Source organism: Bacteroides xylanisolvens (genome assembly GCF_018289135.1).
In the GTDB taxonomy this organism is placed as follows: domain Bacteria; phylum Bacteroidota; class Bacteroidia; order Bacteroidales; family Bacteroidaceae; genus Bacteroides; species Bacteroides xylanisolvens.
In genome coordinates, this window is sequence record NZ_CP072216.1 from 6,330,221 (window position 1) to 6,351,427 (window position 21,207).

At 40.4% G+C, this 21,207-nt stretch carries 15 protein-coding genes; 10 read left to right on the forward strand and 5 right to left on the reverse strand.

Going from position 1 to position 21,207, the window contains the following annotated elements; genetic code table 11:
• Positions 1 to 4: 4 nt before the first annotated feature.
• The 5 genes from INE92_RS25660 to INE92_RS25680 are packed head-to-tail and all read left to right on the forward strand — an operon-like array spanning position 5 to position 7,283.
• Positions 5 to 1,963 carry a RagB/SusD family nutrient uptake outer membrane protein gene (locus tag INE92_RS25660; RefSeq protein ID WP_008645635.1) on the forward strand — a complete coding sequence of 653 codons (1,959 nt, stop codon included), beginning with the start codon at positions 5 to 7 and terminating at the stop codon, positions 1,961 to 1,963.
• 32 nt (positions 1,964 to 1,995) lie between these two features.
• The gene (locus INE92_RS25665) at positions 1,996 to 2,688 is read left to right on the forward strand and encodes a DUF3823 domain-containing protein (RefSeq protein WP_004316720.1); all 693 of its coding nucleotides are present in this window, start codon (positions 1,996 to 1,998) and stop codon (positions 2,686 to 2,688) included.
• A gap of 15 nt (positions 2,689 to 2,703) precedes the next feature.
• Complete coding sequence (locus INE92_RS25670; protein ID WP_015532463.1) at positions 2,704 to 4,941, forward strand: GH92 family glycosyl hydrolase; 2,238 nt, start codon at positions 2,704 to 2,706, stop codon at positions 4,939 to 4,941.
• Between the two features lie 30 nt (positions 4,942 to 4,971).
• Positions 4,972 to 6,135, forward strand: coding sequence for a glycoside hydrolase family 99 protein (locus INE92_RS25675; protein ID WP_004316718.1), 1,164 nt, complete (start codon positions 4,972 to 4,974; stop codon positions 6,133 to 6,135).
• 26 nt (positions 6,136 to 6,161) lie between these two features.
• A complete protein-coding gene (locus tag INE92_RS25680; protein WP_004316715.1) occupies positions 6,162 to 7,283 on the forward strand; it encodes a DUF4972 domain-containing protein in 1,122 nt (373 codons plus the stop codon).
• Between the two features lie 179 nt (positions 7,284 to 7,462).
• Here INE92_RS25680 and INE92_RS25685 read toward each other — a convergent pair whose 3' ends face one another.
• Positions 7,463 to 8,098, reverse strand: a complete 636-nt coding sequence (locus tag INE92_RS25685; RefSeq protein ID WP_032851259.1) for a rhomboid family intramembrane serine protease — start codon at positions 8,096 to 8,098, stop codon at positions 7,463 to 7,465.
• A gap of 213 nt (positions 8,099 to 8,311) precedes the next feature.
• On the opposite strand from INE92_RS25685, the gene INE92_RS25690 reads away from it, so the two are divergent.
• Genes INE92_RS25690 through INE92_RS25700 form a run of 3 tightly spaced genes read left to right on the forward strand, consistent with a single transcriptional unit; the run spans position 8,312 to position 13,003 of the window.
• A complete protein-coding gene (locus tag INE92_RS25690; RefSeq protein WP_211421272.1) occupies positions 8,312 to 10,249 on the forward strand; it encodes a glycogen debranching enzyme N-terminal domain-containing protein in 1,938 nt (645 codons plus the stop codon).
• Between the two features lie 16 nt (positions 10,250 to 10,265).
• Positions 10,266 to 11,531: a glycosyltransferase family 4 protein gene (locus INE92_RS25695; protein ID WP_004316709.1), complete on the forward strand. Its 1,266-nt coding sequence runs from the start codon at positions 10,266 to 10,268 to the stop codon at positions 11,529 to 11,531.
• 17 nt (positions 11,532 to 11,548) lie between these two features.
• Complete coding sequence (locus INE92_RS25700) at positions 11,549 to 13,003, forward strand: glycoside hydrolase family 57 protein (RefSeq protein ID WP_004316708.1); 1,455 nt, start codon at positions 11,549 to 11,551, stop codon at positions 13,001 to 13,003.
• A gap of 375 nt (positions 13,004 to 13,378) precedes the next feature.
• Here INE92_RS25700 and INE92_RS25705 read toward each other — a convergent pair whose 3' ends face one another.
• Both INE92_RS25705 and INE92_RS25710 read right to left on the reverse strand, forming a co-directional pair.
• The gene (locus tag INE92_RS25705; RefSeq protein ID WP_074910232.1) at positions 13,379 to 15,067 is read right to left on the reverse strand and encodes a DUF4270 domain-containing protein; all 1,689 of its coding nucleotides are present in this window, start codon (positions 15,065 to 15,067) and stop codon (positions 13,379 to 13,381) included.
• Positions 15,068 to 15,089: 22 nt separating this feature from the next.
• Positions 15,090 to 15,923: a glycogen/starch synthase gene (locus INE92_RS25710; protein WP_008020874.1), complete on the reverse strand. Its 834-nt coding sequence runs from the start codon at positions 15,921 to 15,923 to the stop codon at positions 15,090 to 15,092.
• 142 nt (positions 15,924 to 16,065) lie between these two features.
• Between INE92_RS25710 and panC the strand changes: the two genes are divergently transcribed.
• Entirely contained in the window at positions 16,066 to 16,911 is an 846-nt protein-coding gene (panC, locus tag INE92_RS25715) for a pantoate--beta-alanine ligase (protein ID WP_074910211.1), read from the forward strand.
• An 18-nt stretch (positions 16,912 to 16,929) separates the two neighbouring features.
• Positions 16,930 to 17,283 carry an aspartate 1-decarboxylase gene (gene panD / locus INE92_RS25720; protein ID WP_004316702.1) on the forward strand — a complete coding sequence of 118 codons (354 nt, stop codon included), beginning with the start codon at positions 16,930 to 16,932 and terminating at the stop codon, positions 17,281 to 17,283.
• Positions 17,284 to 17,427: 144 nt separating this feature from the next.
• Here panD and INE92_RS25725 read toward each other — a convergent pair whose 3' ends face one another.
• Positions 17,428 to 19,728, reverse strand: coding sequence for a bifunctional dihydroorotate dehydrogenase B NAD binding subunit/NADPH-dependent glutamate synthase (locus INE92_RS25725; protein WP_009039679.1), 2,301 nt, complete (start codon positions 19,726 to 19,728; stop codon positions 17,428 to 17,430).
• Between the two features lie 158 nt (positions 19,729 to 19,886).
• A complete protein-coding gene (serS, locus tag INE92_RS25730) occupies positions 19,887 to 21,161 on the reverse strand; it encodes a serine--tRNA ligase (protein ID WP_004316699.1) in 1,275 nt (424 codons plus the stop codon).
• Positions 21,162 to 21,207 lie beyond the last annotated feature (46 nt).

Below are 21,207 nucleotides of genomic sequence, written 5' to 3' on the forward strand. Positions count from 1 at the left end.
GATTATGAAATATAAGATTATACTATTGCTGAATATGGCTCTTCTTTTTGCAGGATGTACGGATATTCTGGATATAGAGCCTAATAATAAGGTGGTTGCAGACAAAGTCCTGACTACTGAAGAGGGGATTGCGATGCACATGGCAAATCTTTACGGCCGTCTTCCTATCGAGGACTTCTCTTATGCGATTGATAAGGGCTTTAATTTGGGAATTGGGAATACTGATCCGAATAATGGTGGACGGGCTGCTGCTATGTACTGTGACGAAGCGATGCATTCTGAATTCGACGAATGGGGAAGTGAAGGATTTAATTTTTGGGAAAGATATACGGATGATAAAGGTTTGTATAATGCTTCTGTTGGTATTTACACATTGATAAGGGATATTAATAACCTGTTGGAAACGATTCCTACGTTGAATACTTCCAATAATAAAAAAACATTATTGGAGGGTGAAGCTGCTTTTCTACGTGCATATACATATTTTGCTTTGGCAAAGCGGTATGGTGGAGTTTCGATTATCAAGAAAGTTCAGGTGTATAATGGAGATGTAGAAGAATTGAAAGTGCCCCGCAGCACAGAAAAGGATACATGGGATTTTATCTTGAGCGATTGTGATGACGCTATCCGGAAACTAAGTGAGTCTTCAGAAGATACTCGTCGTGCTAATAAATGGATTGCATTGGCACTGAAGTCTCGGGCAGCTTTATATGCAGCTTCGATTGCCAAATATACTCATGAGCCTTATGTGGGTCTGTCGGGGCCGGCTGTAGAACAGAAACTTGTGGGTATTGATGCTTCGGAAGCAGATCGTTATTATGAAATCTGTATGCAGTCGTCTGATGAAATAATGAAGAGTGGGTTGTATGGTTTATATGGTGCAGAGCCTCAAAGCAGAGACGAAGCTATCGTAAATTATAAAAAACTGTTTGAGGATCCAAACAGTGTATTGAATGGAACGAAGGAACCTATTTTTATTAAAGGATATACATCTGGTACCCAACTTGCACACAATTATGATATTTGGTATCGTCCTAATCAGGTAGCAAACGGCTGGCCGCATCCGGGACGTATGAATCCTTCGTTAGATCTGGCCGATATTTATGAAGATTATACGGATGACGGGCAAGGATTAAGTAAGCCTATCCGTACTCGTGTGGATAATAATGAAATTTTTTCTGGTTTTGACAGAAATGCTAACTATTATTCTTATCCAATGGATGCTCCTTATGAAATATTCAATGATAAGGATATTCGTATGTGGGCTACTATGATTCTTCCGGGTACGCAATGGAAAGGACAGAAAATCATTATTCAGGGAGGATTTATTCGTCCCGATGGAAGTTATGTGTTCAGAACAGATGCCAGTACTCAGGGGAAAGATGGAAAGACCTACTATTCGTTTGGTGCGCAGGATCAGAAAATGTATTCGGGATTTAGTTCTGTTGGTGGTAACTACACCCGTTCTGGTTTTCTTCTTCGCAAATTCTTGCAGGAAAGTAAAGACGTGACTTCTGAGTGGAATAAGGGATTTACAGACTGGATCGAATTTCGTTATGCTGAGATTCTGATGAATTATGCGGAAGCATCCATAGAACATTCGTCTGCAACGGGTGAACAGCTGAAAAAAGGAAAAAAAGCGCTTAATGCTGTTAGAAAGCGAGCTGCACACAAAGACGAAATTCCATTAACAATAGAGAATGTACGTAAAGAGCGTTTTGTTGAATTTGCTTTTGAGAATAGACGCAGATGGGATCTGATTCGTTGGAGGATATTTCATAAGGAATATGAGAACCGAATAAAGAAGTCCTTAGTTCCGTTCCTCGATTTAAGAGGAGAAACTCCTAAATACATCTTTGTACGCATGGATGCTCCTGGAGTGAACAAACATTCGTTTGATTATTCCTGGTACTATCAGGATATTCCTGGTACCGGTAGCAACGGACTTGTTCAGAATCCTTGATATATCAAAACTTTACTTTAAAGACAGAAAATATGAAAGCAACTTTTTATTTATTGACAATAATATTCTTTTCCATATGTTTTGTAGCATGTGAAAAGGACAATCTGGATATAGCCCCAAATGCTACATTCGGTGGGGAAATCCGGGATATGGAGACAGGTGAGTTGGTGGAGCAAGAGATAATCAGAGGTTCGCAGATTTATTTTATTGAACTCGGATGGGACAATCCTCCTGTTCAGGCAATGGCTGTTAAAAATGACGGAACATTCCAAAATAATCTCATGTTTGCGGGCGATTACAAAATAATTCTGAATAAGGGGAATTATATTCCTCAAGATACGATTGATTTTAGAATTAATAAAGGAAAGAATTATAAGGTGTTTGAGGTTCTGCCTTACATACGTATCGTGAATCCTGATATTAGATATAAAGGTAATAAAGTAGTAGCAAAATTCAGTTTACAGCAATATACGGTAGATCCGGTAAAGACAATCGCTCTATTTGCACATACAGAGTCCCATGTAAGTAGTAATATCCAGACAGCTAAAGTGAGTAGTGAAATAAATACTGCTGTATCACCTTTGACGGAGTACGAATTGAGCATGGATTTGAGCCAGACTACTGGAATTGAACGGGAACATAGTTATTTTTTCAGAATCGGAGCATTGAGCAGTACGTCGGAAGCTAAATATAATTATTCTCCTGCAGTAGAAATCGACTTATAAAGGAATAGGACATTTATGAAAAGAAAAATACAAGATTGCCTTGCATACAGACTGTTTTTGTTGTTACCGCTTTTCTCGTTTGGAGGATGTGTGGAGATAAAAGCTCCTGTTGGTTACGTAAATCCATATATGGGAAATATTAGTCACTTGTTGGTACCGACTTATCCGACTGTCCATTTACCTAACAGTATGTTACGAATATATCCTCAAAGGGAGGATTATACAAGTAATAAATTGAAGGGATTACCTGTGATAGTGACAAGTCATAGAGGAAATTCGGCCTTCTCTATCAATCCGTTCAATAGCTTTTGTGATAGTTTAGAGAAGGGTAGTAGGTCTTCTTTTATATTGTATAATTACGATAATGAAAAGATCAAGCCTTATTATTACAGTGTTTTTTTGAGTGACTATGATATAGAGGTAAAATATGTCCCTTCTCATCAGTCGGCTTTATATCAATTAGATTTCCGGGCAGGGCAACCTGGGCTTTTGATCGGGGCGACAAATGGAGAGTTGCATGTAGAGAAAAACAAAGTTTTTGGTTATCAGCAAATCGGTTCCTATGAGACAAGAGTGTATCTTTATCTGGAAACGGACGTGGTTCCTTTACAAACGGAAGAAGGAAATACTGTCGTAATGAAATTTCCAGAGAATGATAAAAGGATTAATCTTCGTTATGGAATCTCTTTTATAAGTGTAGATCAGGCGAAAAAAAATATGGAACGCGAAGTGGCTGGAAAGGATTTGGAAACTCTTACACGAACAGGTAGAACTATTTGGAATGATGCTCTTGGAAAGATTCAGGTAAAGGGAAACTGTGAGGATAGTAAGACTATATTCTATACTTCTTTATACAGAACATATGAACGAATGGTTTGTCTTTCTGAAGATGGACAGTATTATAGTGCTTTTGACAATCAGGTTCATCAGGATAGCGGTGTTCCTTTTTATACTGATGATTGGATCTGGGATACGTATAGAGCTACCCATCCATTGAGAATATTACTGGAACCGGAACGCGAGAAATATATGATTCAGTCTTTTATCCGGATGGCTGGTCAGATGAAACATTTTTGGATGCCTACTTTTCCGGAGATAACAGGTGATAGCCGACGGATGAATTCAAATCATGGGGTGGCTACTGTACTTGACGCTTATGTAAAAGGAATTACGGATTTCGATTTAAAGGAAGCATATCGTGCTTGTAGAAATGCTATCACTGAAAAGACATTAGCACCGTGGTCGGATATGGAAGCCGGAAAGCTAGATTCTTTTTATGTGTCAAACGGATATTTTCCGGCGTTAGCTTCTGGTGAAGAGGAAGTTGTTTCCGAAGTACATAGTTTTGAGAAAAGGCAAGCTGTTGCTGTGACATTAGGTACAGTGTACGATGAATGGTGTCTGGCACAAATAGCCAGACTGCTGGATAATAAAGAGGATTACAATTACTTTTTGCAAAGAAGTTTGAACTATCATCAATTGTTTAATGCAGAAACAAAATTTTTTCATCCTAAAGATAGTGAAGGAAATTTTATCACTCCGTTTGATTATCGTTATTCCGGTGGAATGGGTGGAAGGGATTATTATGGCGAAAATAATGGATGGGTTTATCGTTGGGATGTCCCCCATAATGTAGCGGATCTTATCAAACTGATGGGAGGGAAAGAGGCGTTTGTTGATGAGCTGGAAAAGATGTTTGATACTCCTTTAGGAAAAAGCAAGTATGAATTTTTCTCGCGTTTTCCTGATCATACAGGTAATGTCGGACAGTTTTCTATGGCAAATGAACCTTGTTTACATATTCCTTACTTATATAACTATGCCAATAAACCCTGGATGACCCAGAAAAAGATTAGGGCATTACTGGAGGAATGGTTTAGAAATGATTTGATGGGAATGCCGGGAGATGAGGATGGTGGTGGCATGAGTGCATTTATTGTCTTCTCGCAGCTGGGTTTTTATCCGGTTACGCCAGGATTACCTATATATGTCATTGGAAGTCCGGTGTTTGAACGGGCAAAAATTCAGTTGAGTGATGACAAAACCTTTGAAGTATATTGCCATAATTATTCGCCGAAACATAAATACATTCAATCGGTTAAGCTGGATGGAGTGGAATGGGATAAATCTTGGTTTAGTCATGAGGAACTGATGAAGGGAAATAAATTAGAAGTAACGATGGGGGCCTATCCCAATAAGGAGTGGGCGTCTCAAGACCAGTCTGTCCCCCCTTCATTTGAAATGAGAAAATAAAGAATATGAATAATTAAAATTAAATCAATTATGATGCAGAGACTCTTTTTTATGATGATTTTTTTCTTGTCACTTTCATTGGAAAGTTGTAGCAAAGAAGATGATAATAATCCTTCTAATTCGGAGAATAACGGAGGAAATAATAATTTAGGTACAGAGTTGGATTATGATACTTTCTGCTTTTATTATGATTGGTATGGAAGTGAGGCTATTGACGGTCAATATAGACATTGGGCCCATGCTATAGCACCCGATCCTAATGGTGGATCCGGTCAGAATCCGGGGACCATTCCGGGTACACAGGAGAGTATAGCCAGTAATTTTTATCCTCAATTAGGAAGATATAGTAGTAGTGATCCTAATATTTTGACCAAACATATGGATATGTTTGTTATGGCGCGTACCGGAGTGCTGGCACTTACCTGGTGGAATGAACAGGATGAGACTGAAGCCAAGAGAATCGGTCTTATACTGGATGCAGCAGATAAGAAAAAAATAAAAGTATGTTTTCACTTGGAGCCATATCCCAGCAGAAATGTGCAGAATCTCCGGGAGAACATAGTTAAATTGATAACGAGGTATGGAAATCACCCGGCCTTCTACAGAAAGGATGGCAAACCTTTGTTTTTTATTTATGACTCTTATTTAATCGAACCTAGTGAATGGGAAAAGTTATTAAGTCCTGGTGGTTCCATTACAATCAGAAATACAGCCTATGATGCTTTGATGATTGGATTATGGACTTCTAGTCCGACAGTGCAACGGCCTTTTATTTTGAATGCTCATTTTGATGGTTTCTATACATATTTTGCAGCTACCGGGTTCACGTATGGTTCTACCCCGACTAATTGGGTAAGTATGCAAAAATGGGCAAAGGAAAATGGTAAGATATTTATTCCAAGTGTGGGTCCCGGATATATAGACACACGTATACGTCCTTGGAATGGTTCGGTAATCCGGACTAGAACGGATGGGCAGTATTATGACGCTATGTATCGAAAGGCCATTGAAGCTGGGGTTTCGGCTATTTCTATTACCTCCTTTAATGAATGGCATGAAGGGAGCCAGATAGAACCGGCTGTGCCTTACACAAGTTCCGAGTTTACTTATTTGGATTATGAGAACCGTGAACCTGATTATTATCTCACCCGCACTGCGTACTGGGTTGGGAAATTTAGAGAAAGCAAACAGTAATCATATTTATTAATAAAAAATAAACCATGAAAAAAGTCACAAAAGTAAAGATGTTGTTAATAATGCTATGTGCATTGTTTATATCAGTATGTTCTATTTCTTGTTCTGATGACGACGATAATGTGCTAAAGGTAGACACAGTAGCTTTTATAAGCCAACTGACTGATTATCAAAATCAGCTGGAAACATTGAGGGATGGATCGCAGTATGGAAATAAGACGGGAATGTATCCGGAAGAGAGCAGGGATATACTTGAACTGGTATTAATCCAGATAAAAAAGAGCATCCGGCAAATTGAAAACGGAGAAGAGACTAATCCTTCACAGGAGAAAGTGGATGAATTGATTCAGGCTGCTAAAAAAGCGATGGAGGATTTTAAAGCAACTGTGATTATAGAATATGTTTCTGTAGCTGCAGAATTGTATGTAGACGGACAAAATGACGGGTATATTGATTTTGGAGCAAGTGAGAACTATTCTAAGTTTGGTAATACTGGTGAACAAGTTTTCACTGTTGAGTTGTGGGTGAAGTTGAAATATACTTCCGGTTTTGGTAGTGTGGTGGATGTCTTTATCGAAGATGGTACCGGACATTATAGAAAAGGATGGGTAATTAATAACTTTGATAATAAGAGACTACGTATGTCGTTGGGAATGGATAATTGGGGATTGTTGGAACCTGGCATTGATTTCAGTACGACAGAGAAATGGGTTCATTTTGCAGCAGTTATTAACGAGAAAGGAGTTGATGGAGATGTTAATTCAGAAGGAAAACCTATTGTTGTAAAAGTGTATATGAATGGCGAATTGAAGGATCAGGCGACAGGGCTTGATGGTAATCCTTATAATCCGAATGATTTGGGAACATCTATGATTGCTTTTAGACATATGGGGGGGAATCTTGGTATGACAAATGACTGGAAACTATCTGGATATATCAAACATTTCCATCTTTGGAAATCTGCCAAGTCACAGGGAGAAATTAAAAAGCTGATGAATGAGGAAATTAGGGTTACAGGACAGGAAGATGATTTAGTTTGTGGATGGGAGTTTGATGCAACAGTGGAGGATGATACTAATATACCTGATTTGACAGGCAAATATTCTGCTAAGTTGCTTGGAGAGTATAAGTGGATTCCTTTGGAATAAAAGATTCTTTATCTGCTTCCTTTGGTAGGGCAGAAGCTTTTTGAGGCTGTCAGAAGTTTGGATTTACTATGTTTGGGATATTTTGTCTCTAATCAATCAGATAGTAAAACAGGCTTTTGACAGCTTTACTTTTATTTGATAAATTAAATGTGGTCTGTTTACTCTGCTATTTCAGCCCTTTAAGGGCTTTTTCCCTTCTCTTCTTCATTATTTTCCTCTTCCGTTTCATCTGCAAAAGGTTCCGGCCGTTGCGGTCCGTGATTTACGAAAACGAAAGCGCAGAGCGTTCCCATAATTCCTCCGCTAAGATGTCCTTCCCATGACATATTGGTAGGGGAGAAATAAGGAAACATATGCCATATAATTCCTCCATATAAAAAGGTGACAAGTAAAGAGATGGCAATGAGTGGAACATATTTGCGGAGAATACCACTGAAAAAGAGAAAGAAGGCAAAGCCATAGATCAGTCCGCTGGCACCGATGTGCCATCCCGGTTTTCCGATCAGGAAAGTAAGTAGTCCGCTTCCGAGCCAAATGAGAATAAAAATTTTACCGGCTATTCCCCGGTAAAAGTAAAAAAGACACCATGACAAGAAGAATAAAGGGATTGTATTTGCTAATAAATGACTGAACCCGCTGTGTATCAGCGGATGGGTTAAAATGCCGGTCAGTCCCCGTTTCTCCATAGGATATACCCCCAAGCGAGAGAAGTCCCAGTCCATTCCGACTTCCATAATCTTGAGTATATAGAGAATAAAAATAAGGAACAAAGGCTTTGCTGCAGCCAGCATGATACGCTGAATATCTTGCTTCATGACATTCTTTTCTTTAGATATTTTACGCAATACTACGAATATTTGCACAAAATCTGAAAATAAAAAGCCTTTTTATTTTTGTTTTTATCTATAATTTGTACATTTGGGCGTTATACCTATTGTATATGCTGCTACAGCCAATATACACGGTATGTAACAATAAATAGATATACGATATAATGACCAATAATTAACCTTTAATAATGCACAACTATGAGTTATTTACGATTTGACAAGACCCTCATGACGAATCTGGAAGAATCTCTTCAGAGAGAAATCCTCCGGACGAACAAAGCAGGAGCTTATCATTGTACGACGATTGTTGATTGTAACACACGCAAATATCACGGCCTGTTGGTAATTCCAGTTCCCAATCTCGACGATGAAAATCATGTGCTGCTATCTTCTCTTGATGAAACGGTAATTCAACACGGTGCGGAGTTTAACTTGGGGTTGCACAAATATCAGGGAAACAACTTTAGTCCTAACGGACACAAGTATATCCGTGAGTTTGACTGTGAGCATATCCCGGCAACAACTTACCGTGTCGGAGGTGTAATCCTCCGCAAAGAAAAAATCTTTGTACATCATGAAAATAGAATCCTGATTCGTTATACTTTACTTGATGCGCATTCGGCTACAACCCTGCGCTTCCGGCCGTTCCTTGCTTTCAGAAGTGTACGTGAGTACACTCACGAAACCCCACAGGCAAGCCGCGAGTATCAACTGGTGGAAAATGGTATTAAAACCTGTATGTATCCCGGTTATCCGGAACTTTATATGCAGTTGAATAAAAAGTGTGAATTTCATTTCATGCCCGACTGGTATCGGGGGATTGAATACCCCAAAGAACAGGAACGTGGATATGACTTCAATGAAGACCTTTATGTTCCCGGTTATTTCGAAGTGGATATAAAGAAAGGAGAGAGTATTGTATTCTCTGCCGGAACTTCAGAAGTAACTCCTCGTAGACTGAAACAAACATTTGAGGCTGAAGTAGCTGATCGTACCCCACGTGATAGCTTTTACCACTGTCTGAAAAATTCCGCTCATCAGTTCCATAACCAACAGGAAGATGAACATTATATTCTTGCCGGTTATCCGTGGTTTAAATGCCGTGCTCGTGATATGTTTATCGCCTTGCCTGGATTGACGCTTGCGCTTGATGAGATCGACCAGTTTGAGGATGTGATGAAAACGGCGGAAAAGGCGATTCGTAATTTTATTAATGAAGAACCTGTTGGATACAAAATTTATGAAATGGAGCATCCTGACGTTTTGCTTTGGGCTGTCTGGGCTATGCAGCAATATGCCAAAGAGACTTCCCGCGAACAATGCCGTCAGAAATATGGAGAGCTTCTGAAAGATATTATGGAGTTTATCCGTCAGCGAAGACATGAGAATCTTTTCTTGCATGACAATGGATTACTTTTTGCCAATGGTACGGATAAAGCGATTACATGGATGAATTCTACTGTGAACGGGCATCCGGTGATTCCTCGTACTGGATATATTGTTGAATTTAATGCGTTATGGTATAATGCACTGCGTTTTATCGCTGATTTGGTGCGTGAAGGTGGTGATGTGTACTTGGCAGATGAACTTGATGCACAGGCAGAAGTGACAGGAAAATCTTTTGTCGAGGTATTCCGTAATGAATATGGTTATTTGCTTGATTACGTAGACGGTAATATGATGGACTGGAGTGTACGTCCTAATATGATATTTACCGTAGCGTTTGATTATTCTCCTTTGGATCGTGCGCAAAAGAAACAGGTGCTCGATATTGTGACCAAAGAGCTGCTCACTCCGAAAGGAATTCGTTCGTTGAGTCCGAAGAGCGGTGGATATAATCCGAACTATGTAGGTCCGCAGATACAACGGGATTATGCTTATCATCAGGGAACTGCTTGGCCTTGGTTGATGGGATTCTATCTGGAAGCTTATCTTCGAATTTATAAGATGAGCGGGTTGTCATTCGTTGAACGTCAGCTGATTAGTTATGATGATGAGATGACAAGCCACTGCGTTGGTTCCATTCCCGAGTTGTTTGATGGGAACCCGCCCTTCAAAGGACGTGGCGCAGTATCGTTCGCGATGAATGTAGCAGAAATACTGCGTGTCTTAAAGCTACTGTCTAAGTATTATTAAAAAAGGAGGAACGAAGATGAAAGTTTTAATGTTTGGATGGGAATTCCCTCCCAAAATATATGGTGGTCTTGCGGTTGCTTCTTATGGAATAACTAAAGGATTGAGTCTGCAAGGTGATATGGAGACGATTTTCTGTATGCCTAAACCTAGCGGCGAAGAAGAGAAGTTCTTGAAAATAATCGGTATGAATCAAGTACCCATCGTGTGGCGTGATGTTCACTATGACTACTTGAAATCACGTTTGTTGGAGATGACACCGGAAGAATATTACTCTTTCCGCGACCATATCTATGCCGATTTTTCTTATATGCATGTGAATGATTTGGGATGTATGGAATTTGCAGGTGGTTATCCCGGGAACTTGCACGAAGAAATTAATAATTTCTCGATCATTGCCGGAGTAGTAGCCCGTCAGCAGGAGTTTGATATCATTCATGCGCATGACTGGCTGACTTACCCTGCCGGAGTACATGCCAAAATGGTTAGCGGAAAGCCGCTTTGCATCCATGTGCATGCTACGGATTTTGACCGTTCTCGTGGCAAAGTCAATCCTACTGTTTATTCGATTGAGAAGAATGGTATGGATCATGCCGATTGTATCATGTGCGTATCCGAGCTTACTCGTCGCACTGTTATTAACGAGTATCATCAGGACCCCAGAAAGGTATTTGCAATGCATAATGCTGTTTATCCATTGTCGCAGGAACTGCTGGATATTCCGCGTCCCGATCACTCAAAAGAAAAGGTGGTCACTTTCCTCGGACGTATTACGATGCAGAAAGGACCGGAATATTTTGTAGAAGCTGCTGCGCTTGTATTGCAGCGTACTCGTAATATTCGTTTTGTAATGGCGGGGTCGGGCGATATGTTGAATGCCATGATTAACTTGGTTGCTGAACGTGGTATTGCCGATCGATTCCACTTCCCGGGCTTCATGAAAGGTAGACAGGTATATGAGGTTTATAAGAACAGTGATGTATTTGTCATGCCGTCTGTCTCTGAACCTTTCGGTATCGCTCCGCTGGAAGCTATGCAGTGTGGAACACCTTCCATCATTTCTAAGCAATCTGGATGTGGCGAGATTCTTGATAAGGTGATAAAAACTGACTATTGGGATATTCATGCGATGGCTGACGCTATCCATTCTCTGTGTACCAATCCGTCTCTTTTCGAATATCTCAAAGAAGAGGGAAAGAAGGAAGTAGATGGGATTACGTGGGAAAAAGTCGGCTTGAGAATCCGTGCTCTCTACGAGTCTGTGTTAAGAAACTATGGTAAATAACAAAACAATAAATAAAAATGAGAACTATCTGTCTTTATTTTGAAATACATCAAATTATCCATTTGAAACGTTATCGTTTCTTCGATATTGGTAATGACCATTATTATTATGATGATTATGCCAACGAAACGGGTATGAATGAGGTCGCTGAACGTTCGTATATTCCTGCTCTCAATACATTGATTGAGATGGCGAAAAATTCGGGGGGAGCTTTTAAAGTAGCGCTTTCTATCTCGGGAGTAGCCTTGGAGCAATTGGAAATTCATGCTCCGGCAGTCATTGATTTATTGCACCAGTTGAATGAAACTGGGTGTTGCGAGTTCTTATGTGAGCCTTATTCTCATGGCTTGTCTTCACTGGCCAATGAGGATTGCTTCCGTGAAGAAGTACTTCGTCAACGTGATAAGATGAAACAGATGTTTGGTAAAGAACCGAAAGTGTTCCGCAATTCTAGTCTGATTTATTCTGATGAAATTGGTGGATTGGTAGCTTCTATGGGCTTCAAAGGGATGTTGACGGAAGGTGCTAAACATGTGTTGGGATGGAAGAGCCCGCATTATGTTTATCACTGTAATCAGGCTCCAAGTCTTAAGCTCTTGTTGCGGGATTTCAAACTCTCTGACGACATCAGTTTGCGTTTCTCTAATTCAGATTGGGCGGAATATCCTTTGTTTGCCGATAAGTATATTAATTGGATCGATGCATTGCCACAAGAAGAACAAGTCATCAATATCTTTATGGAATTGAGTGCACTTGGTATGGCTCAACCGTTATCTTCCAATATTCTTGAATTTATGAAGGCACTGCCTGAATGTGCAAAAGCTAAGGGAATCACGTTCTCTACACCGACGGAAATCGTAACGAAGCTGAAATCAGTGTCGCAGCTTGATGTTGCCTATCCGATGTCATGGGTAGATGAAGAAAGAGATACTAGTTGTTGGCTGGGTAATGTTATGCAACGTGAGGCTTTCAATAAACTGTATAGTGTAGCCGAACGTGTTCATTTATGTGATGATCGTCGTATTAAGCAGGATTGGGATTACTTGCAGGCCAGCAATAACTTCCGTTTTATGACAACGAAGAACAATGGGATGTGGTTGAACCGTGGTATCTATGATTCTCCTTATGATGCTTTCACCAACTATATGAATATTTTGGGTGACTTTATCAAACGGGTAGATGCACTGTATCCTGTTGATGTAGACAGTGAAGAACTAAATTCTTTGTTGACTACCATTAAGAATCAGGGGGATGAGATTACTGAATTGGAAAAGGTATTGGCTAAATTACAGGCAAAAGTAGAAGCGGCAAAGAAAACGGCGGTCAAAAAGGCTACTAATGCTAAAGAGCCGGTAGTGAAAGAGGCCCCTGCTACTAAATCAAAACCTGCTGCAAAGAAAGCTGAAGTAAAGAAAGCAACAGCCGAGTCGAAGAAGTCTACGGGGAAGGCTAAAAAGGCTGCTGTTAAATAAGAAGTATAAGAATCTATTATATGGAACCGTGAGTGAGATAAAATCAAACTCACGGTTTTTATTATGGATTAAGTTAAGATCTTTGTAGGAGAATATACTTTTGTAAGATAGTAATAACGCTATCCGATAGAAATAGTGACGCTATATGGTGACGATACCGTTAATATCCTAAGCATATACCGTCACTATTTCTTCTATATTAATCAGGAATCTTAGGCTTATTTATAACTATAACGTACGCTAGCAAAGATTGCTGTTTGAGCGGTTTTATTATGGAATTATTCTATCTGACTTCTTTATAAATATATTATAAAACAATAGCGCAACTTACATTGAGTAACCTGCGCTATTGCTTTATAATATTTCAACTATTTCTTATTTTGATTTTGTTCCAAAGTTCGTAGAAACAACTTCAAGTTTTAATTTGTATTTATCTTGTTGTTCTTTATCTAAAGAAGCATTTGTGGCATTTGTACCTCCTTTTAATCGTGCATAACCAGGTTTCAGGTCATGTTGTATGCTAATAACATTGCTCGAAGAACCATAATAGCTATTACTTGAGGAAGCATCTGTGGTTACAAGTACTGGAATAAGTATAAATTTGTTCCAATCGCTTAATCTTTCCCAATCTACGATATTATCAACAGTCTCTTCTTTGACATTTCCTTCTGCGTCAGTTATCTGGAGAGTTATCGTTCCACCATTCTTGAGTTTCTTTTCTGCAGCTTCTCTTTCTCCATCTGCTAAACAGTCATTAATCATTTGAGTAATGTTGTTGAATGTATATTGAGTAAAGCTAGTAGTAGGATTAAATAGAGATGAAGTTACACCATCACTAAGCTGATTATCTTTAAAGAAACTATCTTTATACTTTTTACGTATCAATAAAACATTACGAGGAGTAGACATACCAAACTTCTTGTCACTAGTTTCATTGTAGATAGGAATTCCTAATTTAACTGCATTCAAAGTATCTCCTTGGAGCTTTTCTGCTATTTGACTGATAGGGAGAGTTATTTGAGTGAAAATTCCTGCAGGACTCTTTAAGTAAGTCCATTTGGACTCATTTATACATTCTTGAATTTTTTCCGTATCGTTTTCCAATCGATTGGCTTGGATGACTTCACGGGTAGATGTGAATGATCGTCCGTTGTATATAACAGAGTCTTTTCCAGCAGATGTGTGTAGTAGACCACCTGTTATGCTGTCTCTGGCATGCTCCAAGAATGCTACATCCATTTGTACGGAATTTACGTAGAGGATAGTACCGTCTCCATAGTCGCTTTTTACGTACAATCCAGGGAATATACTTTGAAATTTTTTATATAGGTCTTTCGTACGTCCTTCTTTTAAAAGTTTCAGTCCCAAATCCTGTGTTTTAGTCTGATCCAATGTAATTTTAATATAAGGAACGTAAGTTGAAAGATTACGTATAGAATCACTAATAGACAAATCAACTGCTGTATAAGATTTATTGCCTAATAAACTTGTCGTACTATAATAATATTTTGTAGGGTCGATATTGGTATAATAAGCATCTGGGTCTTCATTCCAATACTTGTTGCCTTCTTTCTTATCTAATACATACATACTTAGTCGGCAAGCTGTTAATGAATCTCCAAAATAACTGTCATACCAAAGATAAATATTGATTTGGCAGTTACCAATAGGATTTCCGTTGTCGTCTTCAATGATGGTGTAGTTACCAGATACACTTTTTTCCAAGTTTTCGAAATTTGTCATCATCTTTCCAGTACCACTTTCGGTGGTTCCAGAAAAAGCTTCTGGGAAAGTCATTCCTTCAGGACAATTAAGTTGTGCCAAGAACCCTGCCTGATAAGTTCCGAATGTTTCATCAGTGAACTTACCTACATACCCCACATTAGTCATTGCATATATCTTACCGGCATGAACGGATTCTGTAGTCACATCAAAGGTAGATAGCTTTCCATTGATATTCTGGTCGCTTCCCGGAAACATTCCCAATCCCAGTCCGGCAGTGTTATCATCACAACCCCAAAAAGTGATTGCCAGTAAAGCTATTAAGGCGTATTTTGCTTTCATGATCGTCGTATCTTGATTTTTTTTATTCTTCTTCGTTTGCAGTAGCATCCCATACCTGATCGTAGAACTCGTTGCAGGCATCTGCATAGTTTTCCGGGTTCTGGTAGTCAAGTACCAATTTGCCAGATTGGCGGGCATATTCAATAATAGACTCGTCTACTTTTTCGCTGTTTTGTATGACTCCATCCGAATAATCAACAGCGAGTTTGCACAGAGCAGCATAGTCTACCGGCTCTTTCAAATCACCTAAATCTTTTTTGGAAATACCTTTCAGCATCAATTTGGCTGCGAAATCATCGCTAAGTGTATTCTTGAAGTCATCTTCATAAACAGAGAATACCACTTTGGCATCGCGGAAAGAAGGTTCGTCTTTATAGGCTTTCTTTATATAAAGAGGAGCTAGAGCTGTCATCCAGCCATGACAGTGAATGACATCAGGACACCAGCGAAGTTTTTTCACTGTTTCCAATACGCCGCGTGCGTAGAAAACGGCACGACTATCATTATCTTCATATTCTACACCATTTTCGTCCGCTGTCTGCATACGATTCTGGAAATAATCATCGTTATCGATGAAATATACCTGCATGCGTGCGGATTGGATAGATGCAACTTTTATAATCAAGGGGTGGTCAGTATCGTCGATGATCAGGTTCATACCGGAGAGGCGGATCACTTCGTGCAGCTGGTTTCTGCGCTCATTGATATTTCCCCATTTAGGCATAAAGGTTCTGATTTCACGGCCTTTTTCTTGTATCGCCTGTGGAAGGTTTCTACCTATATTGGCCATTTCGGATTCTGAAACGTAAGGTGTAATCTCTTGAGTAATAAATAAAACTTTATTCGCCTTTGTCATAATAACAATAGTTCACTATAATATTCTGCAAAGATACGAAAAAAAAGACACATTAAATAAGATATTCTTTCTTTATGTGGCAAATATTAGTTTATTTTGCAGAGTTTTTGCAAACGAGTAAAACATAAACCAATTGACGAAAATGAAAGTAGTGCACACTATCAAGGACTTACAGGCAGAATTGACTGCCTTGAGAGCCCAAGGTAAAAAGGTGGGACTGGTTCCTACAATGGGTGCTTTACATGCGGGACATGCATCTCTGGTAAAGCGCAGCGTAAGTGAGAATGGTGTAACTGTTGTGAGTGTTTTTGTGAATCCCACACAGTTTAACGATAAAAACGATTTGGAGAAATATCCGCGTACATTGGATGCAGATTGCCGTTTGTTGGAAGAATGCGGGGCGGATTTCGCTTTTGCTCCTTCGGTAAGCGAAATGTACCCGGAACCGGATACCCGTCAATTTAGCTATGCACCATTAGATACGGTGATGGAAGGTGCTTTCCGTCCGGGGCATTTTAACGGTGTTTGCCAGATTGTCAGCAAACTGTTTAATGCCGTACAGCCGGACTGCGCATATTTCGGGGAGAAAGATTTTCAGCAGTTAGCAATTATTCGTGAGATGGTTCGACAATTGAAATATAACCTTGAAATTGTTGGTTGTTCAATTGTGCGTGAGGAAGACGGACTGGCATTGAGTAGCCGGAATAAACGTTTATCGGCAGAAGAACGTGAAAATGCTTTAAATATTTCCCGGACCTTATTTAAAAGTCGTAACTTTGCAGCCACTCACACGGTGAGCGAGACGCAAAAGATGGTAGAAGATGCAATCGAAGCTGCTCCGGGCTTGCGCATGGAGTATTTTGAGATTGTAGACGGAAACACATTGCAGAAAATTAGTAATTGGGAAGATACTTCCTATGCAGTTGGATGCATCACAGTATTCTGTGGAGAAGTCCGGCTGATTGATAATATTAAATATAAAGAATAACTAAAAAGACGAAACCTTATGATGATTGAAGTGTTGAAGTCGAAAATTCATTGTGCACGTGTCACAGAGGCCAATCTGAACTACATGGGTAGTATCACGATTGATGAAGACCTGTTGGATGCTGCAAACATGATTGCGGGAGAGAAAGTGTATATCGCTGATAATAACAATGGTGAACGCTTTGAAACCTACATTATCAAAGGTGAACGCGGTTCGGGTAAAATTTGCCTGAATGGTGCTGCTGCCCGCAAGGTGCAACCGGATGATATTGTTATAATCATGTCCTATGCTTTGATGGATTTTGAGGAAGCCAAGTCGTTTAAACCGGCTGTAATCTTCCCCGATCCTGCGACGAACAAAGTGGTAAAGTAGAAAGTATCTTTGATATTTGAAATAAGAAAAGCCCCGTTTACATTTTGTAGACGGGGCTTTTCTTATTTTATTTTTATGCCGGGGGACGAGTGATGTTCCGCCCACGTGTGAGTTGGTTTTAGCCCACCTGTTAATAAGCGGCAATTAGTTACCGGCGTTTGCCTTCAATTGTTCATTCATGGCGGCAGCGGCTTTACGGCCATCGCCCATCGCCAGAATAACAGTAGCTCCACCGCGAACGATATCGCCTCCTGCATAAATCATAGGGATGGAAGATTCCATGTTGTCATCCACAGTGATGGTTCCTTTTCGTCCTAGTTCCAGTCCTTTGATGGAGCTTGGAACAATTGGGTTAGGGGATACTCCGACGCTGACAATTGCCAGGTCGATATCAATTGTTTCTGTTGCTCCCGGGATGGCTACAGGACTACGACGTCCGGAAGCATCCGGCTCGCCTAATTCCATCTTTTGCAAAATAACCTGTTTTACGCAACCTTGTTCGTCAGCAATATATTCGATCGGATTATGTAGTGTAAGGAATTCAACTCCTTCTTCTTTAGCATGTTTTACTTCCTCGATACGTGCAGGCATTTCCTCTTCCGAACGGCGATAGATAATGATAGCGCGCTCTGCACCAAGACGTTTGGCAGTACGAACAGAGTCCATCGCTGTATTACCACCACCGATTACTGCTACGTTTTTACCGAAAGCGACCGGAGTGTCCGAATCTTCACTGGCAGCGTCCATCAGATTAACGCGAGTGAGGTATTCGTTGGATGACATGATATTGATGGAATTCTCTCCCGGGATATTCATAAAGTTAGGCAGCCCGGCGCCGGAAGCCACAAATATTCCTTTGAAACCTTCAGCTTTCAAGTCCTCTACGCCGATTGTTTTTCCTACGATACAGTCTTTGATGAAGTTAACCCCCATCTTGCTAAGGTTATCGATTTCTACGTCTACAATCTTGTTTGGCAAACGGAATTCTGGAATACCATATTTCAACACACCACCAATCTCATGCAATGCTTCGAATACAGTTACATCATATCCATATTTAGCCATATCTCCGGCAAATGCCAATCCTGCAGGTCCCGAACCGATTACAGCTATTTTAATACCGTTCTTCTCTGCAATGACAGGTACGGAGATTTGCCCGCTTTCACGTTCGTAATCAGCTGCGAAACGTTCCAGATAACCGATAGCGACGGGCTTTTCATTCATTTTTAAGTGAATACATTTTGATTCGCATTGTTTTTCTTGTGGACACACGCGACCGCAAACAGCCGGAAGCGCACTTGTTTCTTTCAATGTTTTAGCAGCTTCAAGAAACTCTCCACGTTCGATATTCTTAATGAAGCGAGGAATATCAATACCTACCGGACAGCCTTCCATACATCCAGGATTAGCACAGTCGAGACAGCGTTTAGCTTCTGTAACAGCCTGTTCTGCTGTTAATCCTTGATTTACTTCCTCTTTACGGCTGTGTGAACGATATTCAGCGTCAAGCTCGTTCATTTCTACACGGGGGATGGCTGTACGTTCTTTCGGTTTCATTGATTTGCGTAATTCCTGTCTCCAGGCTGCATTACGGCTTTTCTCGTCGATTTCTTTGGTTGCTTCACATTCCGGTTGCAGTTTATGCATTTCTTCGCGCTCGATATTTTTGAACGCGCCCATACGTTTCAGCATTTCATCAAAATTCACTTGGTGACCATCGAATTCAGGACCGTCTACACAAACGAATTTAGTTTTTCCTCCCACAGTGATACGGCAAGCACCACACATACCTGTTCCATCCACCATGATGGTATTTAATGAAACATCAGTCGGAATTTCATATTTCTTAGTCAGCAAGCAAACGAACTTCATCATGATGGCAGGGCCGATAGCGAAGCATTTGTCCACTTTCTCGCGTTTGATAACTTCTTCTACGCCTTCTGTCACCAGACCTTTACGACCGTAAGAGCCGTCATCTGTCATGATAATTACTTCGTCAGAGCTTTCACGCATTTCTTTTTCTAAAATAATCAGGTCTTTGTTACGTCCGGCCAATACAGTGATAACACGGTTGCCGGCTGCTTTCAAAGCCTGTACGATAGGAAGCATCGGAGCCACGCCTACACCACCACCAGCGCAGACTACTGTTCCGAATTTCTCTATATGGGTAGCTTGTCCGAGCGGGCCTACTACGTCAGTGATGTAATCGCCTTCATTCAGTTCACAGAGACGGGTAGAAGAAAGCCCGACTTCCTGCACTACCAGAGTAATGGTACCTTTTTTGAGGTCAGAACCTGCGATAGTCAATGGCATACGTTCTCCTTTTTCACCTACACGCACGATGACAAAGTGTCCGGCCTTACGGGATTTAGCAATTAAAGGAGCTTCAATTTCAAATTTGAATACTTTTTCAGAAAAGCGTTCCTTGCTAATGATTTTGTTCATTATCTAATTAATTTGTTGTTTTTATTACGTAACTGCTATCAGAATGATATAAATTTTGGCAAAGATACAGCTAATTTACGAAATATAAAAGAAAAGCCACTCTTTTGATGAGTGGCTCTCTGTATATGGGTACTTTTATTAGTCTGTCATGCCAAGTCTTAGTCTATCATGTCAAAGCCGCAATACGGAACCAATGCTTTCGGAATTCTGATACCTTCCGGAGTCTGGTTGTTTTCGAGTAGGGCAGCAACAATACGTGGCAGTGCTAATGCTGAACCGTTCAGTGTGTGGCAGAGTTCGGTTTTCTTTTCTGCATTACGGTAACGGCATTTCAGGCGGTTGGCCTGATAAGTGTCGAAATTGGATACGGAACTTACTTCCAACCAACGCTTCTGTGCTTCAGAATATACTTCGAAGTCGAAACAAAGAGCAGCAGTGAAACTCATATCTCCACCGCAAAGACGGAGAATGCGATAGGGGAGTTCCAGTTTTTGCAACAGTCCTTCTACATGGTCCAGCATTTCCTGATGAGATTGTTTAGAATGCTCCGGTTTGTCGATACGAACCAATTCTACTTTGGAGAACTCGTGCAGACGATTCAGGCCACGTACATCTTTACCATAAGAACCTGCTTCGCGACGGAAACATTGTGTATACGCACAATTCATTATAGGCAATTGTTTCTCTTCCAGAATCACATCACGGTAGATATTAGTAACGGGAACTTCCGCTGTCGGGATCAGGTATAAATCATCTACTTCACAATGATACATCTGTCCTTCTTTGTCCGGAAGCTGTCCGGTGCCATAGCCGGAAGCAGCGTTGACTACTGTCGGCGGCATGATTTCGGTATATCCGGATTTGCGTGCTTCATCCAGGAAGAAGTTGATAAGGGCGCGTTGAAGTTGTGCTCCTTTACCTTTATATACAGGGAAACCCGCACCTGTGATTTTTACACCCAGGTCGAAGTCTATTAAATCATATTTCTTTGCCAGTTCCCAGTGGGGGAGTGCATCTTTAGGAAGTTCGGTTTCCATACCTCCCATTTTTTCTACGACGTTATCTTCGGCACCTACGCCTTCCGGTACGCTGTCATAAGGAATGTTGGGGATGGTATAAAGTACATTCTGCATATCTGTTGCAGCCTGTGTCATGGCAGCATCCAGCTCTTTGTTGCCTTCTTTTAGTTCGGCAACGCGGGCACGTGCAGTTTCTGCTTCCTCTTTTTTGCCTTCTTTCATCAGTTGACCGATGGTGCGCGAAAGTGAGTTAACCTCTGCCAGGTTTTTATCTAATTCATTTTGTGTGCTACGTCTCTTGTTGTTAAGAGCGATCACCTGATCGATCGTTTCCTTTGCATTCTTGAAATGCTTCTTTTCCAGTCCGCGGAGTACCGCCTCTGTGTTTTCTGTAATTTGTTTAATGGTAAGCATATCTATACTTTTTATGAAAAACCTTTTTTTAAGTCTACAAAGATAG

Bases quoted from the DNA above. Each gene is read 5' to 3' on its own strand.
- INE92_RS25675 (WP_004316718.1), top strand. From the start codon at position 4,972: ATGATGCAGAGACTCTTTTTTATGATGATTTTTTTCTTGTCACTTTCA.
- panD (WP_004316702.1), top strand. From the start codon at position 16,930: ATGATGATTGAAGTGTTGAAGTCGAAAATTCATTGTGCACGTGTCACA.
- INE92_RS25680 (WP_004316715.1), top strand. From the start codon at position 6,162: ATGAAAAAAGTCACAAAAGTAAAGATGTTGTTAATAATGCTATGTGCA.
- INE92_RS25695 (WP_004316709.1), top strand. From the start codon at position 10,266: ATGAAAGTTTTAATGTTTGGATGGGAATTCCCTCCCAAAATATATGGT.
- INE92_RS25710 (WP_008020874.1), bottom strand. From the start codon at position 15,923: ATGACAAAGGCGAATAAAGTTTTATTTATTACTCAAGAGATTACACCT.
- INE92_RS25705 (WP_074910232.1), bottom strand. From the start codon at position 15,067: ATGAAAGCAAAATACGCCTTAATAGCTTTACTGGCAATCACTTTTTGG.
- INE92_RS25685 (WP_032851259.1), bottom strand. From the start codon at position 8,098: ATGAAGCAAGATATTCAGCGTATCATGCTGGCTGCAGCAAAGCCTTTG.
- INE92_RS25665 (WP_004316720.1), top strand. From the start codon at position 1,996: ATGAAAGCAACTTTTTATTTATTGACAATAATATTCTTTTCCATATGT.
- INE92_RS25660 (WP_008645635.1), top strand. From the start codon at position 5: ATGAAATATAAGATTATACTATTGCTGAATATGGCTCTTCTTTTTGCA.
- panC (WP_074910211.1), top strand. From the start codon at position 16,066: ATGAAAGTAGTGCACACTATCAAGGACTTACAGGCAGAATTGACTGCC.
- INE92_RS25670 (WP_015532463.1), top strand. From the start codon at position 2,704: ATGAAAAGAAAAATACAAGATTGCCTTGCATACAGACTGTTTTTGTTG.
- serS (WP_004316699.1), bottom strand. From the start codon at position 21,161: ATGCTTACCATTAAACAAATTACAGAAAACACAGAGGCGGTACTCCGC.
- INE92_RS25725 (WP_009039679.1), bottom strand. From the start codon at position 19,728: ATGAACAAAATCATTAGCAAGGAACGCTTTTCTGAAAAAGTATTCAAA.
- INE92_RS25700 (WP_004316708.1), top strand. From the start codon at position 11,549: ATGAGAACTATCTGTCTTTATTTTGAAATACATCAAATTATCCATTTG.
- INE92_RS25690 (WP_211421272.1), top strand. From the start codon at position 8,312: ATGAGTTATTTACGATTTGACAAGACCCTCATGACGAATCTGGAAGAA.